At 68.8% G+C, this 21,859-nt stretch carries 15 protein-coding genes and 1 pseudogene; 10 read left to right on the top strand and 6 right to left on the bottom strand.

What is annotated here, in order from left to right; all coding sequences use genetic code 11:
* Nucleotides 1-107: 107 nt before the first annotated feature.
* The 5 genes from pta to EYW49_RS08615 all read right to left on the bottom strand — a co-directional run bounded on the left by pta (nt 108) and on the right by EYW49_RS08615 (nt 7,918).
* The gene (gene pta, locus EYW49_RS08635; protein WP_131308278.1) at nt 108-2,246 is read right to left on the bottom strand and encodes a phosphate acetyltransferase; all 2,139 of its coding nucleotides are present in this window, start codon (nt 2,244-2,246) and stop codon (nt 108-110) included.
* Nucleotides 2,247-2,320: 74 nt separating this feature from the next.
* Nucleotides 2,321-3,526 (bottom strand): acetate/propionate family kinase, encoded by a 1,206-nt coding sequence (locus EYW49_RS08630; RefSeq protein ID WP_131308275.1) that lies wholly within the window; start codon nt 3,524-3,526, stop codon nt 2,321-2,323.
* A 521-nt stretch (nt 3,527-4,047) separates the two neighbouring features.
* Nucleotides 4,048-5,454, bottom strand: a complete 1,407-nt coding sequence (locus EYW49_RS08625) for an L-fucose/L-arabinose isomerase family protein (protein ID WP_131308272.1) — start codon at nt 5,452-5,454, stop codon at nt 4,048-4,050.
* A 36-nt stretch (nt 5,455-5,490) separates the two neighbouring features.
* Entirely contained in the window at nt 5,491-6,189 is a 699-nt protein-coding gene (gene araD, locus EYW49_RS08620) for an L-ribulose-5-phosphate 4-epimerase AraD (RefSeq protein WP_131308269.1), read from the bottom strand.
* A gap of 91 nt (nt 6,190-6,280) precedes the next feature.
* A complete protein-coding gene (locus EYW49_RS08615) occupies nt 6,281-7,918 on the bottom strand; it encodes a ribulokinase (RefSeq protein ID WP_131308266.1) in 1,638 nt (545 codons plus the stop codon).
* A gap of 193 nt (nt 7,919-8,111) precedes the next feature.
* On the opposite strand from EYW49_RS08615, the gene araC reads away from it, so the two are divergent.
* Nucleotides 8,112-9,098: an arabinose operon transcriptional regulator AraC gene (gene araC / locus EYW49_RS08610; RefSeq protein WP_165498184.1), complete on the top strand. Its 987-nt coding sequence runs from the start codon at nt 8,112-8,114 to the stop codon at nt 9,096-9,098.
* Here araC and EYW49_RS08605 read toward each other — a convergent pair.
* Nucleotides 9,082-10,062, bottom strand: a complete 981-nt coding sequence (locus tag EYW49_RS08605; RefSeq protein WP_131308257.1) for a LysR family transcriptional regulator — start codon at nt 10,060-10,062, stop codon at nt 9,082-9,084. The genes araC and EYW49_RS08605 overlap by 17 nt on opposite strands.
* Before the next feature lie 638 nt (nt 10,063-10,700).
* On the opposite strand from EYW49_RS08605, the gene chvE reads away from it, so the two are divergent.
* The 9 genes and pseudogenes from chvE to EYW49_RS08560 all read left to right on the top strand — a co-directional run bounded on the left by chvE (nt 10,701) and on the right by EYW49_RS08560 (nt 21,853).
* Complete coding sequence (gene chvE, locus EYW49_RS08600) at nt 10,701-11,723, top strand: multiple monosaccharide ABC transporter substrate-binding protein (protein ID WP_323052986.1); 1,023 nt, start codon at nt 10,701-10,703, stop codon at nt 11,721-11,723.
* A gap of 310 nt (nt 11,724-12,033) precedes the next feature.
* The gene (gene mmsA, locus EYW49_RS08595) at nt 12,034-13,581 is read left to right on the top strand and encodes a multiple monosaccharide ABC transporter ATP-binding protein (protein WP_228259544.1); all 1,548 of its coding nucleotides are present in this window, start codon (nt 12,034-12,036) and stop codon (nt 13,579-13,581) included.
* Nucleotides 13,578-14,621: pseudogene (locus EYW49_RS08590) on the top strand (ABC transporter permease subunit). Before mmsA ends, EYW49_RS08590 begins: the two are co-directional and overlap by 4 nt.
* Before the next feature lie 111 nt (nt 14,622-14,732).
* Complete coding sequence (gene galK / locus EYW49_RS08585) at nt 14,733-15,899, top strand: galactokinase (RefSeq protein ID WP_131308251.1); 1,167 nt, start codon at nt 14,733-14,735, stop codon at nt 15,897-15,899.
* Nucleotides 15,896-16,936 (top strand): UDP-glucose--hexose-1-phosphate uridylyltransferase, encoded by a 1,041-nt coding sequence (locus tag EYW49_RS08580; protein WP_131308248.1) that lies wholly within the window; start codon nt 15,896-15,898, stop codon nt 16,934-16,936. Before galK ends, EYW49_RS08580 begins: the two co-directional genes overlap by 4 nt.
* A 108-nt stretch (nt 16,937-17,044) precedes the next feature.
* On the top strand, nt 17,045-18,676 hold the full coding sequence (locus EYW49_RS08575; RefSeq protein ID WP_131308245.1) for a 5-guanidino-2-oxopentanoate decarboxylase: 1,632 nt from the start codon (nt 17,045-17,047) through the stop codon (nt 18,674-18,676).
* A gap of 285 nt (nt 18,677-18,961) precedes the next feature.
* Nucleotides 18,962-20,068 carry an ABC transporter substrate-binding protein gene (locus EYW49_RS08570; RefSeq protein ID WP_131308242.1) on the top strand — a complete coding sequence of 369 codons (1,107 nt, stop codon included), beginning with the start codon at nt 18,962-18,964 and terminating at the stop codon, nt 20,066-20,068.
* 112 nt (nt 20,069-20,180) lie between these two features.
* On the top strand, nt 20,181-21,071 hold the full coding sequence (locus EYW49_RS08565) for an ABC transporter permease (protein ID WP_131308239.1): 891 nt from the start codon (nt 20,181-20,183) through the stop codon (nt 21,069-21,071).
* On the top strand, nt 21,068-21,853 hold the full coding sequence (locus EYW49_RS08560; RefSeq protein ID WP_131308236.1) for an ABC transporter permease: 786 nt from the start codon (nt 21,068-21,070) through the stop codon (nt 21,851-21,853). Before EYW49_RS08565 ends, EYW49_RS08560 begins: the two co-directional genes overlap by 4 nt.
* The last annotated feature ends 6 nt before the right edge of the window (nt 21,854-21,859 follow it).

The following is a 21,859-nucleotide window of genomic DNA, read 5'->3' as shown; positions in this document are numbered from 1 at the left end:
GCGCGGACGTCGCCGCACCGGGCGTCGCCACGGATCGACCCGCCCGAACCGGCCACCGCCGCAGATCGGCCCGACGCACGACCGGGGTCGCGCGTCGGGTCGTCCCGTCATTCGGCGGCGGTATCGAGTTCCGCCACGGTCTTGTCGCCGGCGGCCGCCTGGATCGCCGTGAGGGCGATCGTATAGACGATGTCGTCGACCAGAGCGCCGCGCGACAGGTCGTTGACCGGCTTGCGCAGCCCCTGCAGCATCGGACCGACCGACACCACCCCGGCCGACCGCTGCACCGCCTTGTAGGTGGTGTTGCCGGTGTTGAGGTCGGGGAAGATGAACACGTTGGCATGGCCGTCGAGCGGGCTGTCGGGCGCCTTCTGGCGGCCGACGCTCTCCACCGACGCGGCGTCGTACTGGATCGGCCCGTCGATCACCAGATCCGGCCGACGGCCGCGCACCAGGGCGGTCGCTTCGCGCACCTTGTCGACGTCGAGGCCGGTGCCCGAGGAGCCGGTCGAATAGGAGATCATCGCCACCTTCGGCTCGATGCCGAAGGCCCGCGCCGAATCCGCCGACTGGATGGCGATCTCGGCCAGTTCCTGGGCGGTCGGGTCGGGGTTGATCGCGCAGTCGCCGTAGACCAGCACCTGATCGGGCATCAGCATGAAGAACACGCTCGACACGATCGACGAGCCGGGCGCGGTCTTGATCAGCTGCAGTGCCGGCCGCACCGTCGAAGCGGTGGTGTGCACCGCGCCGGACACCAGTCCGTCGACGTCGCCCTTGGCCAGCATCATGGTGCCGAGCACCACCGTGTCCTCGAGCTGCTTGTGAGCCTGGAGGGCATTGAGGCCCTTGGCCTTGCGCAATTCGACCATCGGGTCGACGTAGGTCCCCCGCACGGTCTCGGGGTCGACGATCTCGACCTCGGCCGGCAGATCGATGCCGTGCGCCTTGGCGACCGCGCGGATGCGGTCGGGCGCCCCGAGCAGAACGCAATGGGCGATGCGCTTCTCCGCGCAGATCGCCGCAGCGCGGATGGTGCGGGGCTCGTCGCCCTCCGGCAGCACGATGCGCTTGCCGGCGAGACGCGCCGCCTCGACCAGACGGTGACGGAACACCGGCGGCGGCATCAACTGTTCGACCGGCAGGTCGAGCCGGCGCAGCAACGGCCGGGTGTCGACCTTCTCGGCGATGAAGGAGATCATCCGCTCCATCCGCTCGCCGTCCTCGCGGCCGACATGGCTCGACAGGTTGGACAGACGCGACGCGGTGGTGAAGGTGTCGTCGTCGGTGGTCAGAATCGGCAGACGGTCGAGCGGCGGCGTGTCGAACAGCGCCGCCAGTTCCGGCACCATCGTCCCGCCGCAGGTCAGCACCAGGCCGGCCAGCGGCATGCCGCGCTGCGCCACCAGCGCCGCGGTCAGGATCGCGTCGCTGCGGTCGGACGGGGTCACCACCAGGGTGCCCGACTTCAGATGGCGCATCAGCTTCTCGGGCGAGCGGGCGGCGACCAGGATCGACTCGGCGCGCACCGTCTCGATCGCGCCGCGATGGAAGATGCCCAGCCCCAGGCCTTCCGCGACGTCGAGCACGCGCGGCGCCGACACCCGCGTCACCGTCGGCACCGCCGACAGGATCGCCACCGGCTTCTCGGTGCCCGGCACGTCGAGCGCCCCGACGGTCATCAGCAGGTCGGCGCCGGCGCCGTCGCCGCAGTGGTTGACCAGCACGCCGGCCAGCGGCCGCCGGCCTTCGTCGCCGTATTGTTCGGCGGCCGTGGCGGCGATCGCCGCCAGTTCGGTCGCGTCACGGGAACCGCCGGCGATCACCGGGATCAGATCGGCGCCGAGGCTGCGGATCGTGCCGATGTTGAGGCGGGTGGCGATCTGGATGTCGGCGTCGGGGATCAGGCCCTCGACCACCACCACGTCGTGGTTGGCGCGCACCGTTTCGACCAGCGCCACCACTTCTTCCATCAGCGAACCGATCTGACCGGTGCGCACCAGTTCGGCGGCATGGGCGAAGGGGATCGGGTCGGGGGTCGTGGTGCCGCACAGGGTGCGGGCGAAATGGCTGGCGAGATCGGTGTCGCCGATCATCGATTCCGGCTGGACGATCGGCTTGACGAAGCCGACCCGCACGCCGGCGAGCTGCAGGGCGCGGACCAGACCGAGGGCCATCGAGGTGAGGCCGGTCTCCCGCGAGATCGGGACGAGATAGAAGGTGCGATGACGAGAGCGAGCGTTCATGGCGCGACGTGTCCTCGAGAGTTGAGTGCGTCGGGTCCCGCGGGCGCGCCCACGGAACCCGGGACGCGTGCGGATCAGGCGGAAAGACCGGCGATACGGGCGGTGTCGCGGGCGATCATGCTCTCCTCGTCGGTCGGCACCACGGCCGCGACGAGGCCGGACGGGGCGACGGCGATCTTGCCGGCCTTGCCGCCGACCGTGGCGTCGTTGGCCGCCGGGTCGAGCACGAGGCCGAACACCGCGAGCCGGGCGATGGTCATGGCGCGGATGCGCCGCGAGTTCTCGCCGATGCCGCCGGTGAAGATCAGCGCGTCGAAGCGCGGCAGCGCGGTGGCGAGGCCGCCGACGTGGCGGGCGAGGCGATGCACGAAGACGTCGAGCGCCAGCTTGGCGCCGTGATGGCCGTCGTCGATCGCCGCTTCCAGGGCCCGGCAGTCGCTCGACAGTTCCGAGATCCCGAGCAGGCCGCTCTCCTTGTTGAGCAGCGTCTCGACGCGGTCGAGGTCGAAGCCTTCGGCCCGGGCGATGTGGGCGATCGCCCCGAAATCGACGTCGCCGGCCCGCGTCCCCATCACCAGACCTTCGAGCGGGGTCAGCCCCATGGTGGTGTCGACGCTGGCGCCGTTCAGCACCGCGGTCGCCGAGGCGCCGTTGCCGAGATGGGCGATGACGATGCCGTGGTCGGCGGGATCGAGCGCCAGCAGCCGCACCGCCTCTTCGGCGACGTAGCGATGCGAGGTGCCGTGGAAGCCGTAGCGGCGCACGCCGAGCTCACGATAGTATTTCTGCGGGATCGCGTAGGTATAGGCCTCGGGCGGCATGGTCTGGTGGAAGGCGGTGTCGAACACCGCCACCTGCGGGATTCCCGGCAGGCTCGCCAGCGCGGCGCGCACGCCGAGCAGGTTGGCCGGGTTGTGGAGCGGCGCCAGCGGGTTGCAGGCCTGGATGTCGGTCAGGATCTCCGGGGTGATCAGCGCCGAGGCGGTGAAGCGCTCGCCGCCGTGGACCATGCGATGACCGACCGCACGGATCGATTCGAGCAGCCCGAGTTCGCGGATGTGAGCCAGCAGCGAGGCCAGCGCCTCGCCGTGGGCGCCGCCGAGCAGCGACGAGGTGGTCTTCTCACCGTCCTTCTTGATCACCAGCCGGGCGTCGGCGAGCCCGAGGCACTCGGCCAGACCCGACATCAGCGGCTCGTTGCTACCCACCGGCAGGAGCGAGAATTTCAGCGACGAGCTGCCGCAGTTGATCACCAGGACGAGTTTCAGAGCGGACGACATGACGGGCCTCGGTGGCAGGAGGACGCGCTGCGGCGGCCTCGGTTCGGCGGAAATGGTTCTGTGTGTCGCGGTCGGCGCAGTGCGGCAGGACTCGTGCTGCAGTGCGGATCACCGGACGGAGCGTGCATTGCAGCAAACACTCTCGATTTTCCTTCGTGACGAGTGGGACCGAGTGACGCAGCCACCCCGTCCGCCGTCGTCGTACGACGAATGTAGCAGACAGTTGGTGGCCCTTTCGGCCGTCGCCGTCAAGCCGTCGGGAAGCATCTACCGCCCGCGACGGGGGGGCATCACGGTGACTACGTACGCTCGACTGCTCAGATTTCGAAATCTTGCTGCGCTGCAGCGGGTCTCGCCGACGTCCGGACGTTGACGTTCGCGCGATCACTCTTCGCAATTGCGAAATTTGCGCGCTGCTCGCGACGCGGCGATGACGCCCGACGGCCGCGCGCTGTCCGACGAACGAAAACGGGCCGGGAAGATCCCGGCCCGCTGAGCGGCTTCGACGATGGTGGTGTCGATCAGACTTCGACGTATTCGATGCCGGCGAGTTCGCAATAGGCCTTCCAGCGCGGCCGCACGTCGCCGAGGTGCAGCACCTGATGGTGGGTGCCGCCGTTCTTCAGCCAGCCGGTCAGACATTCGGTGACGCCGGTGTCGGGCCGATAGAAGAAGTAGGGCATCTCGACGGTCGGCAGGTCCTCGGTCTCGAGAATCGTGCCCTGCACCACCACCAGCCGGTAGGCGTCGCCGCCGAGCGACACCAGACTGACCAGGGTCGCCGGACCCGGCTCGGCCTGGAACAGCACGGTCGGCGGATTGTCGAGCCCACCGATGCCGAGCGGCCGATCGATCAGCTTCGGCTTGCGGTCGCGCCGCGCCACCTTCCAGTTGCCCTCGCCCATGTGGCTCTGCAGCGCCGCGTCGCGCTCGAAGTCCATGGCGTACATTTCGGTGAAGTGCGGATCCGGGGCGATCGCCCGGGCCGCGACCATCAGCGAGGCACAGTTGGTGTCGCCTTCCGCGGCATAGCCGTAGCCTTCGGCCATCAGGTTGGAGGCGGCCATCATGTGGATCTGGGTGAAGCGCCCGTCGAAGCCGATCTCGTTGAAGTACAGCGAGAAGCCGTCGTAGCCACCCTTCTCCAGCACGCGGGCGATGCCGACCTGGATCTTCGCCGCCTCTTCGAGCTGGGCCGGCTTGAGCTTCGGATCCATCTCGAAATTGGCGTTGCAATAGGCCAGCACCGCGTCGATGTCGGCCTTGGTCGACTGCTCCATCTCGTAGACGATCGAGCCCATGCCGATGTGGTCGACCTGCGGCCCGAGACGCCGCATGAAGGTGTGCGGATCGGTCAGGATGTCGCCCATGCCGGGCATCCGCCCGAACACCGCGATCTTCGCCTGCTTCATCGCCGTGACCGTGTGGGCGGCGACCGCGAAGGTCTCGAACGCCGTCACGAAGGCCTCGCTCTGCCAGTCACCGGAGAACACCGTGAACTGCTTGCCGAGACGGATCAGCGTGTTGGCGGTGTCCTGGGCGCCATGGACACCCTGGTTGTAGGTGAGGTCGCCCATGTCCCAGGCCGGCGTCACCTTGGGCTCCGGCTGGATGTTGGCGAGCATCAGGGGCAGCGAGCAGTCGCGGAAGGCGTTGACCAGCCGCAGGCCCGGCCCGTAGGTCAGCATGACGATCAGCACGCCGTCGACGCCATCGCGCTGGAAGCCGCCCATCACTTCTTCGATGTCTTCCCGGCAGCGCACCGCCTTGGGGAAGCGCACCTCGGCGACGCCTTCGAGTTTCGCCGCCACGGCGCGTCCGTAGCTTTCCTGCCGCTCGGTGATCCCCGGCAGCATCTTGTCGTAGAGTTCCTGCATGATGCCGAGCAACCCGATCACGGGCTTCCGACCGACCACGGCGAGTGACATGTCGCGCTTCCTCCGTCTTGGCTCTGGTTCCCGTCTTCAGGACGTCTTCTGGCCGTACCAGGCCCCGGGACCGTGTTTGCGTTGATAGTGATATTCGAGCACGTGGTCCTCGACCGGCTGCGCCGCCGGATCGATGGCGATGGTCGCGCTGGCGATCCGGGCGATCTCTTCCAGGAACACCGCGTTGAGCACCGCGTCGGCCGCCGACTTGCCCCAGGTGAAGGGCCCGTGGCCGGCCACCAGCACCATCGGCCGGGCCAGCGGATCTTCGTTGCCGAAGCGCCGCACGATCGCCAGTCCGGTCTCCGCCTCGTAGTCCGAGGCCACTTCGGCCGCGCTCAGCGGCGCGGTCAGCGGCACCGGCCCATGGCAGTAGTCGGCATGGGTGGTGCCGAAGCAGGGAATCTCGCGCCGCGCCTGCGCCCAGGCGACCGCATGGCCGGAATGGGTATGGGCGACGCCGCCGATCGCCGGGAACGCCCGGTAGAGCACCAGATGGGTGCGGGTGTCGGTCGACGGGTTGAGATCACCCTCGACCACCGTGCCCTCGAGATCGACCACCACCATCTTGTCGGGGGTCAGCCGGTCGTAGGAGACGCCCGAGGGCTTGATCACCACCAGCCCACGTTCGCGATCGATCGCCGACACGTTGCCCCAGGTATGGACCACGATGCGCCGCCGCTCGAGCTCGAGATTGGCTTCACAGACGGCGTCGCGCAGGGTCTTCAACTTCATCGTGTCCCCTTTCCGGGTTTTTCGGATCGATCCGCCCACGCGCCGCCCTTGCGGGCGACGGCGGCCGGGGATCGGCGCGTCCCGAGATGCGTCACGACACCGGGTGGGCGTCGGCTTCGGCGTAGGCGGCGAGCCGTCCACGCCGGGCGTAGAGCTCCCGATAGGCCGCCGCGGCGGCCGGATCGGGGGTATATTCGGTGAGGATGCCGCTCTTCATCGCCTGCTTGGCGGCTTCCGCCGACTGATGGCAGCCGGAAACCGTCGCCGCGAACACCGCCGCGCCGAGCGCACAGCACTCCTCCGAGGCGACCACGCCGATCGGCCGATCGAGCACGTCGGCGCAGATCTGGACGGTCAGCGGCGACTTCTGCGGGATCCCGCCGAGCGCGACGATCCGCGTCACCGGGATGCCTTCCTCGACGAAGCGATCGACGATCGCCCGCGTGCCATAGGCCGTCGCCTCGATCAGCGCCCGGTAGATCGCCGGCGCCGTCGAGCCGAGATGCAGGCCGGCGATCGCCGCCTTCAGCCGCTGATCGGCGTCGGGGGTGCGCCGTCCGTTGAACCAGTCCAGCGCGATCTCGCCACCGGCCCCCGGCGGCAGAGCCGCCGCCGCTTCGCCCAGCGCCTTGAGGAGACCGGCGCTGCGCTCCGACCCGGCATCGCCCCAGGTCAGCAACTGCTTGAACCAGGCGAAGACGTCGCCGAACGACGATTGTCCCGCCTCGAAGCCGATGTAACCCGGCAGCACGCTGTCCGGCACCTGGCCGCAGATGCCGGCGACCAGGGTCGAGCCGACGTCGGCCGGCGGGGCGATCAGGATGTCGCAGGTCGAGGTGCCCATCACGCGGGCGAGTTCATAGGGCTCGAGGCCGGCGCCGACCGCGCCCATGTGGCAGTCGAAGGCCCCGACCGCCACCACGATTCCCGCCGGCAGACCGAAGGTCTCGGCCCATTCCGGCGACAGTTTGCCCGCCGGCTGATCGGCGGCCACCGGCCCTTCGTAGAGCGGATAGGGCAGCTTGGTCAGCAGCGGATCGAGCTTCTCGTAGAATTCGCGGCCCGGCAGACCACCCCATTCGGGGTGCCACAGCGCCTTGTGCCCGGCGGCGCAGCGGCCGCGGACGATCTTCGCCGGGTCGCGCACGCCGCACAGCAGCGCCGGAATCCAGTCGCACATCTCCACCCAGGAGACCACCGCCGCCGCCACCTTGGGGCTCGAACGATGGATGTGGAGAATCTTCGCCCAGAACCATTCCGAGGAATAGATGCCGCCGACGTAGCGGGTGTAGTCGGTGATCGCGCCGGAATGGCACAGACGGTTGATCTCTTCGGCCTCGATCAGCGCGGTATGATCCTTCCACAGCACGCAGAGCGCATCGGGATCGTCGCGGAAGGCCGGGTCGTAGGCGAGCGGCAGACCGTCGGCGCCGAGCGGCAGCGGCGACGAGCCGGTGGTGTCGACGCCGATGCCGACCACCTTCGCGGCCGCGGCCGGGGCCGCCGCCACCAGCCCGCGCACCGCTTCGCGCATCGATTCGGCGTGATCGAGCGGGTGCTGACGGAACTGCTGTCGGCCGGCGTCGCAATAGTCGCCCCGCCCCCAGCGGGGATAGGCGATCACCGAGCGGGCGACTTCGCCGCCGTCGTCGGCCCGGAACAGGACCGCGCGGACGCTGTCGGAACCGAAATCGAGCCCGATGACATGGGCATCTGAAGCGTGAGCCATGATGCGGATCCTCCCGGCCGGCGGAAGCTGTGCTCATCTCCCCGGCTCTTCGTCGTGACGCCGCATGCGGAGCGGTCTCGTCCGCTCCCCAGGTCAGCGCTGAAATTTTTTAAATTGCTGTTATTGTTCACATAGCCGGCGCGGACTATAGTCGCTCCGGGCGATGACCCAAAGGGGCGATCCGGCTTTTTACATGGATGATTCTGCCGTCTCGAGCTCGACACCGATCCAGGTCGAGAGCATCATTCGCCGCCTCTCGCTGCTCCAGGCGGGCACCGAGCGCTCGCCCGATCCCGAGGTGGCGCCGCTGTTTCCCGGCTTCCACTTCGAGACCCGGCTGGTCGCCGGCATCACCCCGATCGAGCGCGACGGACCCCTCGACTTCGGCATCTCCCGCCCCGACGGGATGCACGGCTGGATCATCAACCTGACCATCAAGGGCGTCGGCACCATCCACGACGGCCGTGGCCGGTTCCGCGTCGAGGCCGGCGATCTGGTGCTGTTCCCGCCCGGGGCGATCCACGACTACGGCCGCGACCCCGGCGCCGGCGAATGGTGGCATCGCTGGATCTACTTCCAGCCGCGCGCCTCCTGGTCGACCTGGTTGTCGTGGCGCGAGGCCCAGGGCGGGCTCTATGTCCAGCGCCGCCGCGACGGCGATCTGCTGCCGGTGCTCGATGGCCTGTTCGCCGAGGTCGCCGGCTGGTCGGCCAACACCGACCTGTTGTCGATGGAACTGGCGATGAACATCCTGGAGCGCATCATCCTGCTCTGCGCCAAGAGCGATCGCGCCACCGTCGCCACCAACCGCTTCGACGAGCGCCTGTTGATGGCCTGCAAGTTCATGACCGACAACCTGCACCGGCCGCTGACCGTCGCCGAGATCGCCCAGGCGGTGTGTCTGTCGCCGTCGCGGCTCGCCCATCTGTTCAGCGCCACCCTCGGCCGTTCGATCCTCAAATGGCGCGAGGAACAGCTGATCCAGTTCGCCTGCCAGCTGCTCCTGGTCTCGCCGAGCCCGATCAAACAGATCGCCGCCCAGGTCGGCTTCGAGGATCCGCTCTATTTCTCGCGCGTCTTCCGCCGCTACACCGGCCGGAGCCCCCGCGCCTTCCGCACCCATCACGGCCGCCCGCCGGTGCCCTTCGAGGAGCGCCGCGTCCTCACGCCGGTCCCGTGATCTGCTCGCGCACCAGATCGAACAGGATCCGCGCCGCCGGCGACAGCGGCCGCCCCTTGACCCTGAGCAGGCCGTAGGGGGCGATGGCGATCGGCTCGGCGAGCGTCAGGGTGCGGTAGTCGCCGGTCTTGAGGAAGATCTCGGCGACCGGCACCGGCAGCGGCGCGATGGCGTCGGTCCGGCCGGTCATCACCAGGGTCATCAGGATCGAGGCGGAAGCCACCACCCGGCTCGGCGCCGGCAGACCGTGACGCAGCAACATCGTCTCGACGCTGCGCCGGATCAGCGAGCCGCGCGGCTGCATCAACCATTCGCGGTCGGCGAGGTCGCTCGGCCGCACGCTCGCCAGCTCGGCCAGCGGATGGTCGCGCCGCACCATCATGCACAGCGTCTCCGCGCCGATCTCCTCGTAGTCGAAGGGCTCGGGGTCGAAGCCGGCGGGAATCCGCGAGATCACGAAGTCGAGCTTGGAGGCGAGGAGCCGTCCGACCAGCACGTCGCTGGTCTCGACGTCGATGGTCACCTGCAGGCCCTTGAGACGCGCCCGCGCCGCCGTCACCGCCGCGGTCAGCATCTCCACCGCCGGCGCCATCACCGCGCCGATCGACGCCGAACCACCGGTGCCCGAGCGCAGCGCGGCGATCTCCTCGCCGGCCTGGCCGAGCTCCGACAGCACCGTGCGGGTCCGCCGGATCAAGGCTTCGCCGTACCAGGTCGGCTCGATGCCGCGCGGCAGGCGGTCGAACAGCGACACCCCGACGATCTTCTCGATCTCGGCGAGCATCTTGGAGGCCGCCGGCTGCGACAGGCGCAATTCGGTCGCCGCCCGGTTGAGCTTGCGGTGGTCGTCGAGGGCCACCAGCAGGTGGAGATGGCGCAGCTTCAGCCGCGTGGTGATCGGATGGTCGAAGGCGCCGCCGCGCGGCCCCCGGCCGTGGTCGAGCGCGGTCTCGTCGAAGCTCACGACCGCCCCTCCTCGGGCTTGCGCACCGGGCTGCGGTGGCGGACGATCCGCCCGTCGGGCGTGGAGCGCACGGCCTCCGGCATACCGAAAGAGAGATCTCGCAAGGTCGAGCGGACGGCGCTCCGATGTGCGTTTGCGACCTTAGTAGGGCAAACTCGTCGCACCCTGGAAGATCCTGCCACGCGTTCGAGCAGGGCTGCCCCGCTCCGGCGACCGCCCGGAAACATACGCAAGGCGCCGCAAAGCAATCGAAATTTCAGTACAAGTCGCTGATCGAACGCCATTTATCCCCCCTCCCGGGTCTCGTCCCGAGGCCCCCGCGACGGGGTCCGGCGACGATCGCCGCCGCTTCGTCGGGCCATTCGGCGCCGTGGCAGAATCTTGAAGGTATACTCCAAACGATATGGATATCCGTCAACTCGTCATTTGACAGCCCGTCGGGTCGGACGGAAGTTGCGGGCTGCGATCGGGCGTCGGCTGTGGCTCGGCGATCGGTCGACCGTGGCAAGGGTTCGGGGGCGCACGACCTCCGGCGCCATGGGGGACGGCCGGTGTCGCCGGCGGTCCGGCAACGATCAGGGGAGAAGACGAGGATGAGGTTTCTCAAGACGGCCGTGGCGGCGTTGGCGCTGGGTCTGATGACGCTCGGTTCGGCCTCTGCCGCGGAGAAGGGTTCGATCGGGGTATCGATGCCGACGAAGTCTTCGGCGCGGTGGATCGCGGACGGGGCGAACATGGTGAAGTATCTGGAGGAGAAGGGCTACAAGGCCGATCTCCAGTACGCCGACGACGACATCCCCAACCAGCTGGCGCAGATCGAGAACATGGTGACCAAGGGCGTCAACGTCCTGGTGATCGCGGCGATCGACGGCACCACGCTGACCGACGTGCTGCACAAGGCGCACGAGAAGAACGTCAAGATCATCGCCTACGACCGGCTGATCCGCGGCTCGGCCGACGTCGACTACTATGCGACCTTCGACAACTTCCAGGTCGGGGTGATCCAGGCCTCCTACATCGAGAGCGCGCTCGATCTGAAGGCCGGCAAGGGTCCGTTCAACATCGAACTGTTCGGCGGCTCGCCCGACGACAACAACGCCTTCTTCTTCTACAACGGCGCCATGTCGGTGCTGCAGCCCTACATCGACTCCAAGAAGCTGGTGATCGGCTCCGGCCAGACCGGCATGGACAAGGTCTCGACCCTGCGCTGGGACGGCGCGGTGGCCCAGGCCCGCATGGACAACCTCCTGTCGGCCTTCTACTCCGGCAAGGGCAAGCGGGTCGACGCGGTGCTGTCGCCCTACGACGGCCTGTCGATCGGCATCATCTCGTCGCTGAAGGGCGTCGGCTACGGCGGCAAGGACCTGCCGATGCCGGTGGTCACCGGTCAGGACGCGGAAGTCCAGTCGGTCAAGTCGATCCTCGCCGGCGAGCAGCGCTCGACGGTGTTCAAGGACACCCGTGAACTGGCCAAGGTCACGGTCGGCATGGTCGACGCGCTGCTGACCGGCAGCCAGCCGCCGATCAACGACACCAAGACCTACGACAACGGCAAGAAGGTGGTTCCGTCCTACCTCCTGAAGCCGGTCAGCGTCGACAAGTCGAACTGGAAGGCGATCCTGATCGACAGCGGCTACTACAAGGAGAGCCAGATCCACTGATCGGGCTCGACCTCGTCCCTCGTCCCCCGGGTCGGCTGCGGCCGGCGCGGGGGACCCCGTCGTCCGCCGGCCGACCCGGCTCGCCGGCCGTGACCCGGCGGACGGTCGCGAGCGGCAGCCCGCGCGGCGTTCCGCCCGGTGCGCGCCGCGATCCGACGCCGCGCCGCCCCGGGATCGCCCGGGTGGGCGACCCGACCGGGCCTGCCGCTTCTCCACCGCCCGCGGTGCGGGCGGTGCCGACCGACCGGACCCGCCGGGCCGCCGGTCCCGTCCGCCTCCGCCCGTCCTCCTCTGCCCCAGGGGCCCCAAGATGCCATCGGACGCCTTGCCCATTCTCGAGATGCGCGGCATCACCAAGACCTTCCCGGGGGTCAAGGCCCTCGACGACGTCAACATGACGGTGGTGCCGGGCGAGATCCATGCGCTGGTCGGCGAGAACGGCGCCGGCAAATCGACGCTGATGAAGGTGCTCTCCGGGGTCTATCCCCACGGCACCTACGACGGCGCCATCGTCTACGAAGGCGAGGAACGCCGCTTCGCCTCGATCGCCGACAGCGAGAAGCTCGGCATCATCATCATCCACCAGGAGCTCGCCCTGGTGCCGCTCCTGTCGATCGCCGAGAACATCTTCCTCGGCGCCGAACCGGCGCGCTGGGGGGTGATCGACTGGCACGAGGCGGCGCGCCGCACCCGCACCCTGCTCGACAAGGTCGGGCTGTCGGAGCCCGCCGACACGCTGATCACCGACCTCGGGGTCGGCAAGCAGCAGCTGGTCGAGATCGCCAAGGCGCTGTCCAAGGAAGTGCGCCTGCTGATCCTCGACGAGCCGACCGCCAGCCTCAACGAGGCCGACAGCAACGCGCTGCTGGCGCTGCTGGTCGAGTTCCGCAATCAGGGCATCGCCTCGATCCTGATCTCGCACAAGTTGAACGAGATCGCCCGGGTCGCCGACCGCATCACCATCCTGCGCGACGGCACCACGGTCGAGACCATCGACTGTGCCGGCACCCGCGCCGACGAGGACCGGATCATCAAGGGGATGGTCGGGCGCGAGTTGTCGGACCGCTATCCGAAGCGCCAGCACCGGGTCGGCGAGCTGCTGTTCGAAGTGAAGAACTGGAACGCCGACCACCCGATCCATGCCGGCCGGCGGATGGTCAAGGACGTGTCGCTGACGCTGCGGCGCGGCGAGGTGGTGGGGATCTCGGGCCTGATGGGGGCGGGGCGGACGGAGTTCGCGATGAGCCTGTTCGGGCGCTCGCACGGCCGCAACATCACCGGCAAGGCCTATCTCGACGGCCGCGAGATCGACGTCTCGACGGTGTCGAAGGCGGTCGCCGCCGGCATCGCCTATGCCACCGAAGACCGCAAGAGCTGGGGTCTGGTGCTCGGCGAGGACATCCGCACCAACGTGTCGATGGCCCATCTCGACGGGGTGTCGCATCGCGGGGTGATCGACGAGGTCGCCGAGATCGGGGTGGCCGAGGACTATCGCCGCCAGATGCGGATCCGCGCCCGCAACGTCTTCCAGGAGACCGTCGATCTGTCGGGCGGCAACCAGCAGAAGGTGGTGCTGGCCAAGTGGCTGTTCGCCGATCCGCGGGTGCTGATCCTCGACGAGCCGACCCGCGGCATCGACGTCGGCGCCAAGTACGAGATCTACGGCATCGTCAATCGGCTGGTCGCCGACGGGCGCGGGGTGATCCTGATCTCTTCGGAGATGCCGGAGCTCCTCGGCGTCGCCGACCGCATCTATGTCATGGACGAGGGCGCCGTGGTGGCCGAGATGCCGGCCGCGGAAGCCTCGCAGGAGAAGATCATGCGTGCGATCATGTCGTCGCGGGAGTTGGTCCGATGAGCAGCGAAACCCTGGAAACCCCGGCCCCCGAGCGGCCCAAGGCGCCCTCCGTGCTCGGCTTCGCCGGGCGCAACCTGCGCGACTACGGCATGTTGCTGTCGTTGATCGCGATCATGGTGTTCTTCCAGTACATGACCAACGGCACGCTGCTGTTGCCGCTCAACCTGACCAATCTGGTGCTGCAGAACAGCTACATCGTGATCATGGCGCTGGGCATGCTGCTGGTGATCGTCGCCGGCCACATCGACCTGTCGGTCGGTTCGGTGGTCGGCTTCATCGGCGCGCTGGCGGCGATCCTGATGGTCGACTACGGCGTCGACTTCGTCACCACCACGGTGATCAGCCTGATCGTCGGCGGGGCGATCGGCGCCGCCCAGGGGTGGTTCGTCGCCTACTTCCGGATCCCGGCGTTCATCGTCACGCTGGCCGGCATGCTGGTGTTCCGCGGCCTGTGTCTGGCGCTGTTGGCCGGCCAGTCGGTGGGGCCCTTCCCGGTGGCCTTCCAGCGCCTGTCGTCGGGCTTCATCCCCGACCTGTTCGCCGTCCCCGGGGTCCATGTGCTGACGGTGATCCTGACCGTGGCGGTGCCGACGATCCTGGCGGTGGTGTCGATCCGCGACCGGGTCAAGCGGCTCCACTACGGCGTCGAGGTCGAGCCGATGCCGTTCTTCGTCGGCAAGATCGCCGCGCTGTTCGTGGCGATGGTCGGGCTCGGCTGGCTGCTCGCCTCCTACAAGGGCCTGCCCAACGTGCTGATCATCATGTTCCTGCTGATCGTGCTCTATGCCTTCGTGACCCAGAAGATGACCATCGGCCGGCGGATCTAGCTCGACGTGATCGCCGCCTGCTTCATCGGCGGGGCCTCCGCCACCGGCGGCGTCGGCAAGGTCACCGGCGCGGTGATCGGCGCCTTCATCATGGGCGTGATGAACAACGGCATGTCGATCCTCGGCATCGGCATCGACTGGCAGCAGGTCATCAAAGGCTCCGTCCTCCTCGCAGCCGTCTTCTTCGACGTCTACAACAAGGTCAAACGCTGAAAACACCCAACCCCCGGGAAAGAAGCCCGGGGGGGAACCTTCCTTTCGCCATTCCTCTCTCTCCAGCCCCGGTCGGCCCTGGCCGGCGCGATCAGCAAGGACGTCCCGACGATGCCCGATCTCGACCTTCTCGTCCGCGATTTCGTGGGGCGGTATGGACGCCGGCCGCAGATCCATCGGGCGCCGGGGCGGGTCAACCTGATCGGCGAGCACACCGACTACAACGACGGCTTCGTGATGCCGGCGGCGCTCGACTTCGCGACCTATGCGGCGGCGGCGCCGCGCAGCGACCGGATCCTCCGGGTCCATTCGCGGGCCCGCGACGAGACCCGCACCTTCGATCTCGACGATCCGACCCCGACTCCGGTCGAGGACTGGAGCGACTACGTCCGCGGCGTCGCCGTGATGCTGGAGCGGGCCGGCCATCGGCTGACCGGCGTCGACCTGACGCTGACCACCACCGTGCCGATGGGCTCGGGGCTGAGTTCTTCGGCGGCGCTGGAGGTGTCGGTCGGCCATGCCCTGCTCGCCGCCGCCGGCGTGGCGATCGACCTCACCGCCCTGGCGCTGACCTGCCAGCGTGCCGAGAACGAGTTCGTCGGCATGCGCTGCGGCATCATGGACCAGTTCATCTCCTGCCGCGGCGTCGCCGACCACGCGCTGATGATCGACTGCCGCAGCCTCGAGGCGCGCGCGGTGCCGATCGATCCGCGCGCCAAGATCGTCGTGGTCAATTCGATGGTCCACCACCAACTGGCCGGCGGCGGCGACTACAACGCCCGGCGGCGCTCCTGCGAAGAAGGCGTGGCCCGGCTCCAGGATGCGCTCGGACCGATCCGAGCGCTGCGCGACGTCGGCCCGACCGAGCTCGAGGATCATGCCCATCTCCTCGACGAGGTCACCCATCGCCGCTGCCGCCACATCGTCACCGAGAACGAACGGGTGGTGGCCGCCGCGGAAGCCCTCGAGGTCGGCGACCTCGTCACCTTCGGGACGCTGATGAACGCCTCCTACGCCTCGATGCGCGACGACTACGAGATCAGTTGCGCGGAGGTCGACGTGCTGGTCGACATCGCCCAGAAGCTGCCGGGAGTGCTCGGCTCGCGGATGACCGGCGGCGGCTTCGGCGGCTGCACGGTCAGTCTGGTCGAGACGGCGGCGGTCGGCGAATTCATGGCCACGGTGGCGGCGTCCTACCGGGCGGCGACCGGGCTCGATCCGACGGTCTTCGCCTGTTCGCCGGCGGCCGGCGTCGGTGTCGTCGAGGTGCGGTCATGAGTGCGCCGCAGAACGCCCCGCATCGCCGCTTCAACCCCTTGACCGGCGAATGGGTGCTGGTGTCGCCGCATCGCACCCAGCGGCCGTGGCAAGGGCAGATGGAAGCGGTCGCCGTGCCGGCCGGGCTCGCCCACGATCCGACATGCTATCTCTGCGCCGGCAACACCCGGATGGGCGGGCAGCGCAACCCCGACTATGTCGACACCTTCGTGTTCGACAACGACTTCGCCGCGCTGACGCCGACCGCGCCGGCGGCGCGCAACGACGACCGCGGCCTGCTGGTGTCGGAGGGCGAGCCGGGGATCTGCCGGGTGGTGTGCTTCTCGCCGCGCCACGATCTGACGCTGGCGCGGATGAGCGTCGCCGAGATCGCCCGGGTGGTCGAGGTGTGGGTCGACCAGACCCGCAACCTCGGCGCCGATCCGGCGATCGGGGCGGTCCAGATCTTCGAGAACCGCGGCGAGATGATGGGTTGCAGCAACCCCCATCCCCACGGCCAGATCTGGGCGAGCCACAGCCTGCCCAACGAGCTGGCCAAGGAGACCGAGCATCAGGCGGCGTGGCACGCGACCCACGACGACTGTCTGCTCTGCGCCTATCTGGCGCGCGAGCTCGCGCTCGGCGAGCGGATCGTCCACCAGAACGCGGATTTCGTGGTGTTGGTGCCGTTCTGGGCGGTGTGGCCGTTCGAGACGATGGTGCTGTCGCGCCGCCATGCCGCCTCATTGACCGATCTCGATGCCGCCGAGCGGGAGAGCCTCGCCGAAGCGCTGTCGGCTCTGACCATCCGCTACGACAATCTGTTCCAGACGTCGTTTCCCTATTCGATGGGCTTCCATCAGGCCCCGACCGACGGCGCGGCCCATCCGGAATGGCATCTGCACGGCCATTTCTATCCGCCGCTGCTGCGCTCGGCGACGGTCAAGAAGTTCATGGTCGGGTTCGAGCTGCTCGGCTCGCCGCAGCGCGACATCACCGCCGAGGCCGCGGCGGCACGGCTGCGCGAGATGCCGGCGGTGCACTACCTCGACCGCTGAGGCCCGCGACGACGGGCCCCTCGGCCCGCGGCTTCCCAAGGGAGGCCCGGCGCGGCTATGGATGGGGCGTTCCGCCTCCGCCGGGGGCGGCCGACGAGGATCCGTGCGATGAGCCCGACGACCGTCACCTGCGGCGAACGACTGGTGCAGCTGCTCGAGGCCTATGGCATCGACACGATCTTCGGCATTCCCGGGATCCACACCGTCGAGCTCTACCGCGGCCTGCCGGCGACCCGGATCCGCCACGTCACGCCGCGCCACGAGCAGGGCGCCGGCTTCATGGCCGACGGCTACGCGCGGGCCTGCGGTCGGCCGGCGGCGGCGTTCATCGTCACCGGTCCGGGCATGACCAACATCGCCACGGCGATGGGGCAGGCCTATGCCGATTCGGTGCCGATGCTGGTGATCTCGGCGGTGACGGGGCGGGCCGATCTCGGCATGGGCCGCGGCAAACTGCACGAATTGCCGTCGCAGCGGGCGCTGATCGCCGGAGTGTCGGCCTTCAGCCACACCCTGCTCGACCCGGAGCAATTGCCGGAAGTGCTGGCGCGGGCCTTCGCGATCTTCGCGGCGGCGCGGCCGCGGCCGGTGCACATCGAGATTCCGATCGACGTGATCGTCGCTCCGGTCGCCGGGCCGGCGGTTTCGCCACCGCCGCGGCCCTTCGCGCCCGGGGCCGATGCGCGCGCCATCGAACAGGCGGCGATCTGGCTCGCGGCCGCGCAACGGCCGTTGATCGTCGCCGGCGGCGGCGCGGTCGGGGCGGCGCGGGCGATCCGCGGCCTCGCCGAGCGGCTCGACGCGCCGCTGTTCACCACGGTCAACGCCAAGGGCATCCTGCCGCCCGATCATCCGCTCGGGCTCTCGGGCAATCTCGCCTTGGCGCCGCTCTACGACGAGCTCGCCGCGGCCGACGTGGTGCTGGCGATCGGCACCGAATTCGGCGAGACCGAGATGTATCCCGACCCGCGGCCGCTGACCTTCGGCGGGCGGTTGATCCGCATCGACATCGACCCCGAACAGACCTCGCGGCCGGCGCTGGCGGCGCTGTCGATCGTCGCCGATGCCCGGATCGCCGCCGAGGCGCTGCTGGCGCGCCTCGGGGCCGGTCCGGGGCGACGCGACGGCGCGGCGCGGGCGGCCGATCTGGTGCGGCGCACCGAGGCGCTGCTGTGGCCGGCCTGCCGGGTGCATGCCCATCTGTTCGCGGCGATCGATGCGGCGCTGCCCGACGCGATCGTGGTCGGCGATCAGACCGAGCCGGTCTATGCCGGCAACCAGATCCACCGCGCGCCGCGGGTGCGGTCGTTCTTCAACGCCTCGACCGGCTACGGCACCCTCGGCTACGCCCTGCCGGCAGCCTTCGGGGCGAAGCTCGCCGCGCCCGAGCGGGCGGTCGTATGCGTGATCGGCGACGGCGGCCTGCAGTTCACCGCACCGGAACTGGCGAGTGCGGTCGATGCCGGGATCGGCGTGGCGGTGATCGTCTGGAACAACCAGGCCTATGGCGAGATCAAGACCTGGATGCGTGGGCAGGACTTGCCGACGATCGGCGTCGACATCGGCGGGCCGCGACTCGACCTGCTCGCCGAAGCCCATGGCTGCGCCCATGTCGCGCCCGATCGCGACGCCGATCTGGTGGCTGCGCTGGCGGCCGCGGCCGCCGCCGACGTGCCGACGCTGATCGAGATTCGCGCCGACGGGCTGCTCGCCCGCAGCTGGGGGGCGGCGGGCGCCTGACGGTGGGGGAAGGCGGTGCGCCGGGTCGCGGCGATATCACCCGTACTTTCCCTCGCGTAGCCGCTTGACCGAAGGGCCTGCGGTCGGGCTTAGTCGGAGCTCGCATGACGAACTCATGAAGGCTCCGTCATCATGTGACGTCCTGTCGAGAGCGGGCGATTTCCGCGGGTTAGCAGCGACACGATACGTTCATGTCGGCTTGATAGCCCAGGGTCGTCTCATGCATTTCGCCGCCGCCCGCACCGCCCGGTGCCGAGCGTGCTGGCCTTCGAAGGGGTGTCACCGATGAAGACCGATCGTATCCTGTTGGCCTCGGTGGCGGCGCTCGCCGTCGCCGCCTCCGTCTCGACCGTCGCCGCCGCGCCGCTCGACGATCTCGTCGCCGCCGCCAAGAAGGAAGGCGAACTGACCGTCATCGCGCTGCCGCACGACTGGTGCGGCTATGGCCCGATCATCGAGTCCTTCAAGGCCAAATACGGTCTCAAGGTCAACGAGCTGAACCCCGACGCCGGCTCGGGCGACGAGATCGAAGCGATCAAGGCCAACAAGGGCAACAAGGGCCCGCAGGCCCCCGACGTGGTCGACGTCGGCCTGTCGTTCGGTCCGACCGCCAAGGCCGACGGCCTGATCGTGCCCTACAAGGTCTCGACCTGGGATTCGATCCCGGCGAGCCAGAAGGACGCCGACGGCTACTGGACCGGCGACTATTACGGCGTGCTGGCCTTCGAGGTGAACAAGGATCTGGTGAAGACCAGCCCGACCGACTGGGCCGATCTGTTGAAGCCGGAATTCAAGAACGCCGTGGCGCTCGCCGGTGATCCGCGCGCCGCCAACCAGGCGATCCAGGGCGTCTACGCCGCCGGCCTCGCGGCCACCGGCAACGACGCCGCCAAGGCCGGCGAAGCCGGCCTCAAGTTCTTCGGCGATCTCAACAAGGCCGGCAACTTCGTGCCGGTGATCGGCAAGGCCGCGTCGCTGGCGCAGGGCGCCACCCCGATCGTCATCCGCTGGGACTACAACGCGCTCGCCGACCGTGACACGCTGAAGGGCAACCCGCCGGTCGACGTGGTGATCCCCAAGACCGGCGTCGTCGCCGGCGTCTACGTCCAGGCGATCTCGGCCTTCGCGCCGCACCCGGCCGCCGCCAAGCTGTGGCTCGAGTATCTCTACTCCGACGAGGGCCAGGTCGGTTGGCTCGCCGGCTACTGCCACCCGGTGCGCTTCGCCGACCTGATCGCCAACAAGAAGGTACCGGCCGACGTGCTCGCCAAGCTGCCGCCGGCCGAGGGCTATGCCAAGGCGGTGTTCCCGACGCTCGCCGAGCAGGCGGCGTCCAAGGACGTGATCACCAAGCAGTGGGACGCCGTGGTCGGCGCCAACGTCGCCAAGTGACCTCGTTCGGGCCTCCGACGGCGACGCCGGAGGCCCGATCGCCGATCCACCGCCGGGCCGGGATCCGTCCGGTGGTGGATCGGATCCGACGCGAGTGAACGGGGCGAGGGGCATGGCGGCCGGAACGATCGCAATTTCGAAGCCGGCGCGGCGTCCGTCGGGATCCGCGCTGGCGTGGATCGGCGTGGCGCCGTTCTTCCTGTTCGCCACCCTGTTCTTGATCCTGCCGACGGCGTTCCTGATCATCGGCGCCTTCCAGGACGCCGACGGCCATTTCACCCTCGTCAACCTCACCGATCTGTCGCAACCGACGATCCTGGCGGCCTACAAGATCAGCCTCGAGATCTCGGCCGCCTCGGCGCTCGGCGGCGCGCTGATCGGCTTCGCGTTGGCCCATGCCGCGGTGTCGGGCGGGCTGCCGGCGTGGATCCGGCCGACGCTGATGACCTTCTCCGGCGTCGCCTCGAACTTCGCCGGCGTGCCGCTGGCCTTCGCCTTCCTGGCGACGCTCGGGCGCACCGGCCTCGTCACCTGGGCGCTGATGCAGTGGTTCGGCTTCAGCCTCTATGCCACCGGGTTCAATCTCCTGAACTTCTTCGGCCTGACGCTGACCTATCTCTATTTCCAGATCCCCTTGATGGTGCTGATCCTGACGCCGGCGCTCGACGGATTGAAGCGCGAATGGCGCGAGGCGGCCTCGACGCTCGGGGCGAGCCGCGGTCAGTACTGGCGCTGGGTGGTGCTGCCGGTGCTGTGGCCGAGCCTGCTCGGCTCGACCCTGCTGCTGTTCGCCAATTCGTTCGGGGCGGTGGCCACGGCCTACGCGCTCACGGGATCGTCGCTGAACATCGTCACCATCCTGCTCTATGCCCAGATCCGCGGCGACGTGCTGCACAATCAGAACCTCGGCTACGCCCTGGCGCTCGGGATGATCATCATCACCGGGGTGTCCAACGTCGCCTACATCTGGCTGCGCGGCCGGGCCGAGAGGTGGTCACGATGAAGGCCTCGCGAATCGGTCCGTGGATCGCCGTCACGCTGGGGGCGCTCTATTTCCTGGTGCCGCTGATCGGCACCTTCGAGTTCTCGCTGCGGATGCGGCGCGGCACCTATTCCTTCGACGCCTACCGGATCGTGTTGGGCGACCCGAACTTCCAGGCGTCGTTCCTCTATTCGGTGGTGTTGGCGCTGGCGACCATCGTGGTCGGGACGCTCTTGGTGGTGCCCACCGCCTATTGGGTGCAGCTGCGTCTGCCCAAGCTGCGGCCGCTGGTCGAGTTCGTCACCCTGCTGCCGCTGGTGATCCCGGCGATCGTCATCGTGTTCGGTTATCTCCGGCTCTACAATTCGCAGAGCATTCTGCCGCTCACCGACTCCTCGCGCGGCACCGATCTGCTCCTGACCTTCGGCTACGTGACGCTGGCCTTGCCCTATCTCTATCGCTCGGTCGACACCGGGCTCCGGGCGATCGACGTGCGCACCCTGACGGAGGCCGCCGAGAGCCTCGGGGCGAGTTGGTCGACCATCCTGTTCAAGGTGATCTTCCCCAACATCCGCTCGGCGATCCTGTCGGGGGCGTTCCTGACCTTCGCGATCGTGATCGGCGAGTTCACCTTCGCCAGCCTGCTCAATCGGCCGGCCTTCGGCCCCTATCTGCAACTGGTCGGCGCCAACCGGGCCTATGAGCCGGCGGCGCTGGCGATCATCGCCTTCGTCGTCACCTGGGCCTGCATGGGGCTGATCCAGGTGTTCGGGGCGGCCCGGGGGCCGACCCAACCGAAATAGCAACGT

The sequence above is a fragment of the Siculibacillus lacustris genome, from assembly GCF_004328075.1.
Taxonomy (GTDB): Bacteria; Pseudomonadota; Alphaproteobacteria; order Rhizobiales; family Ancalomicrobiaceae; genus Siculibacillus; species Siculibacillus lacustris.
Note: the sequence above shows the minus strand (reverse complement) of the source record. Positions and strands in the feature narration are given on the sequence as shown.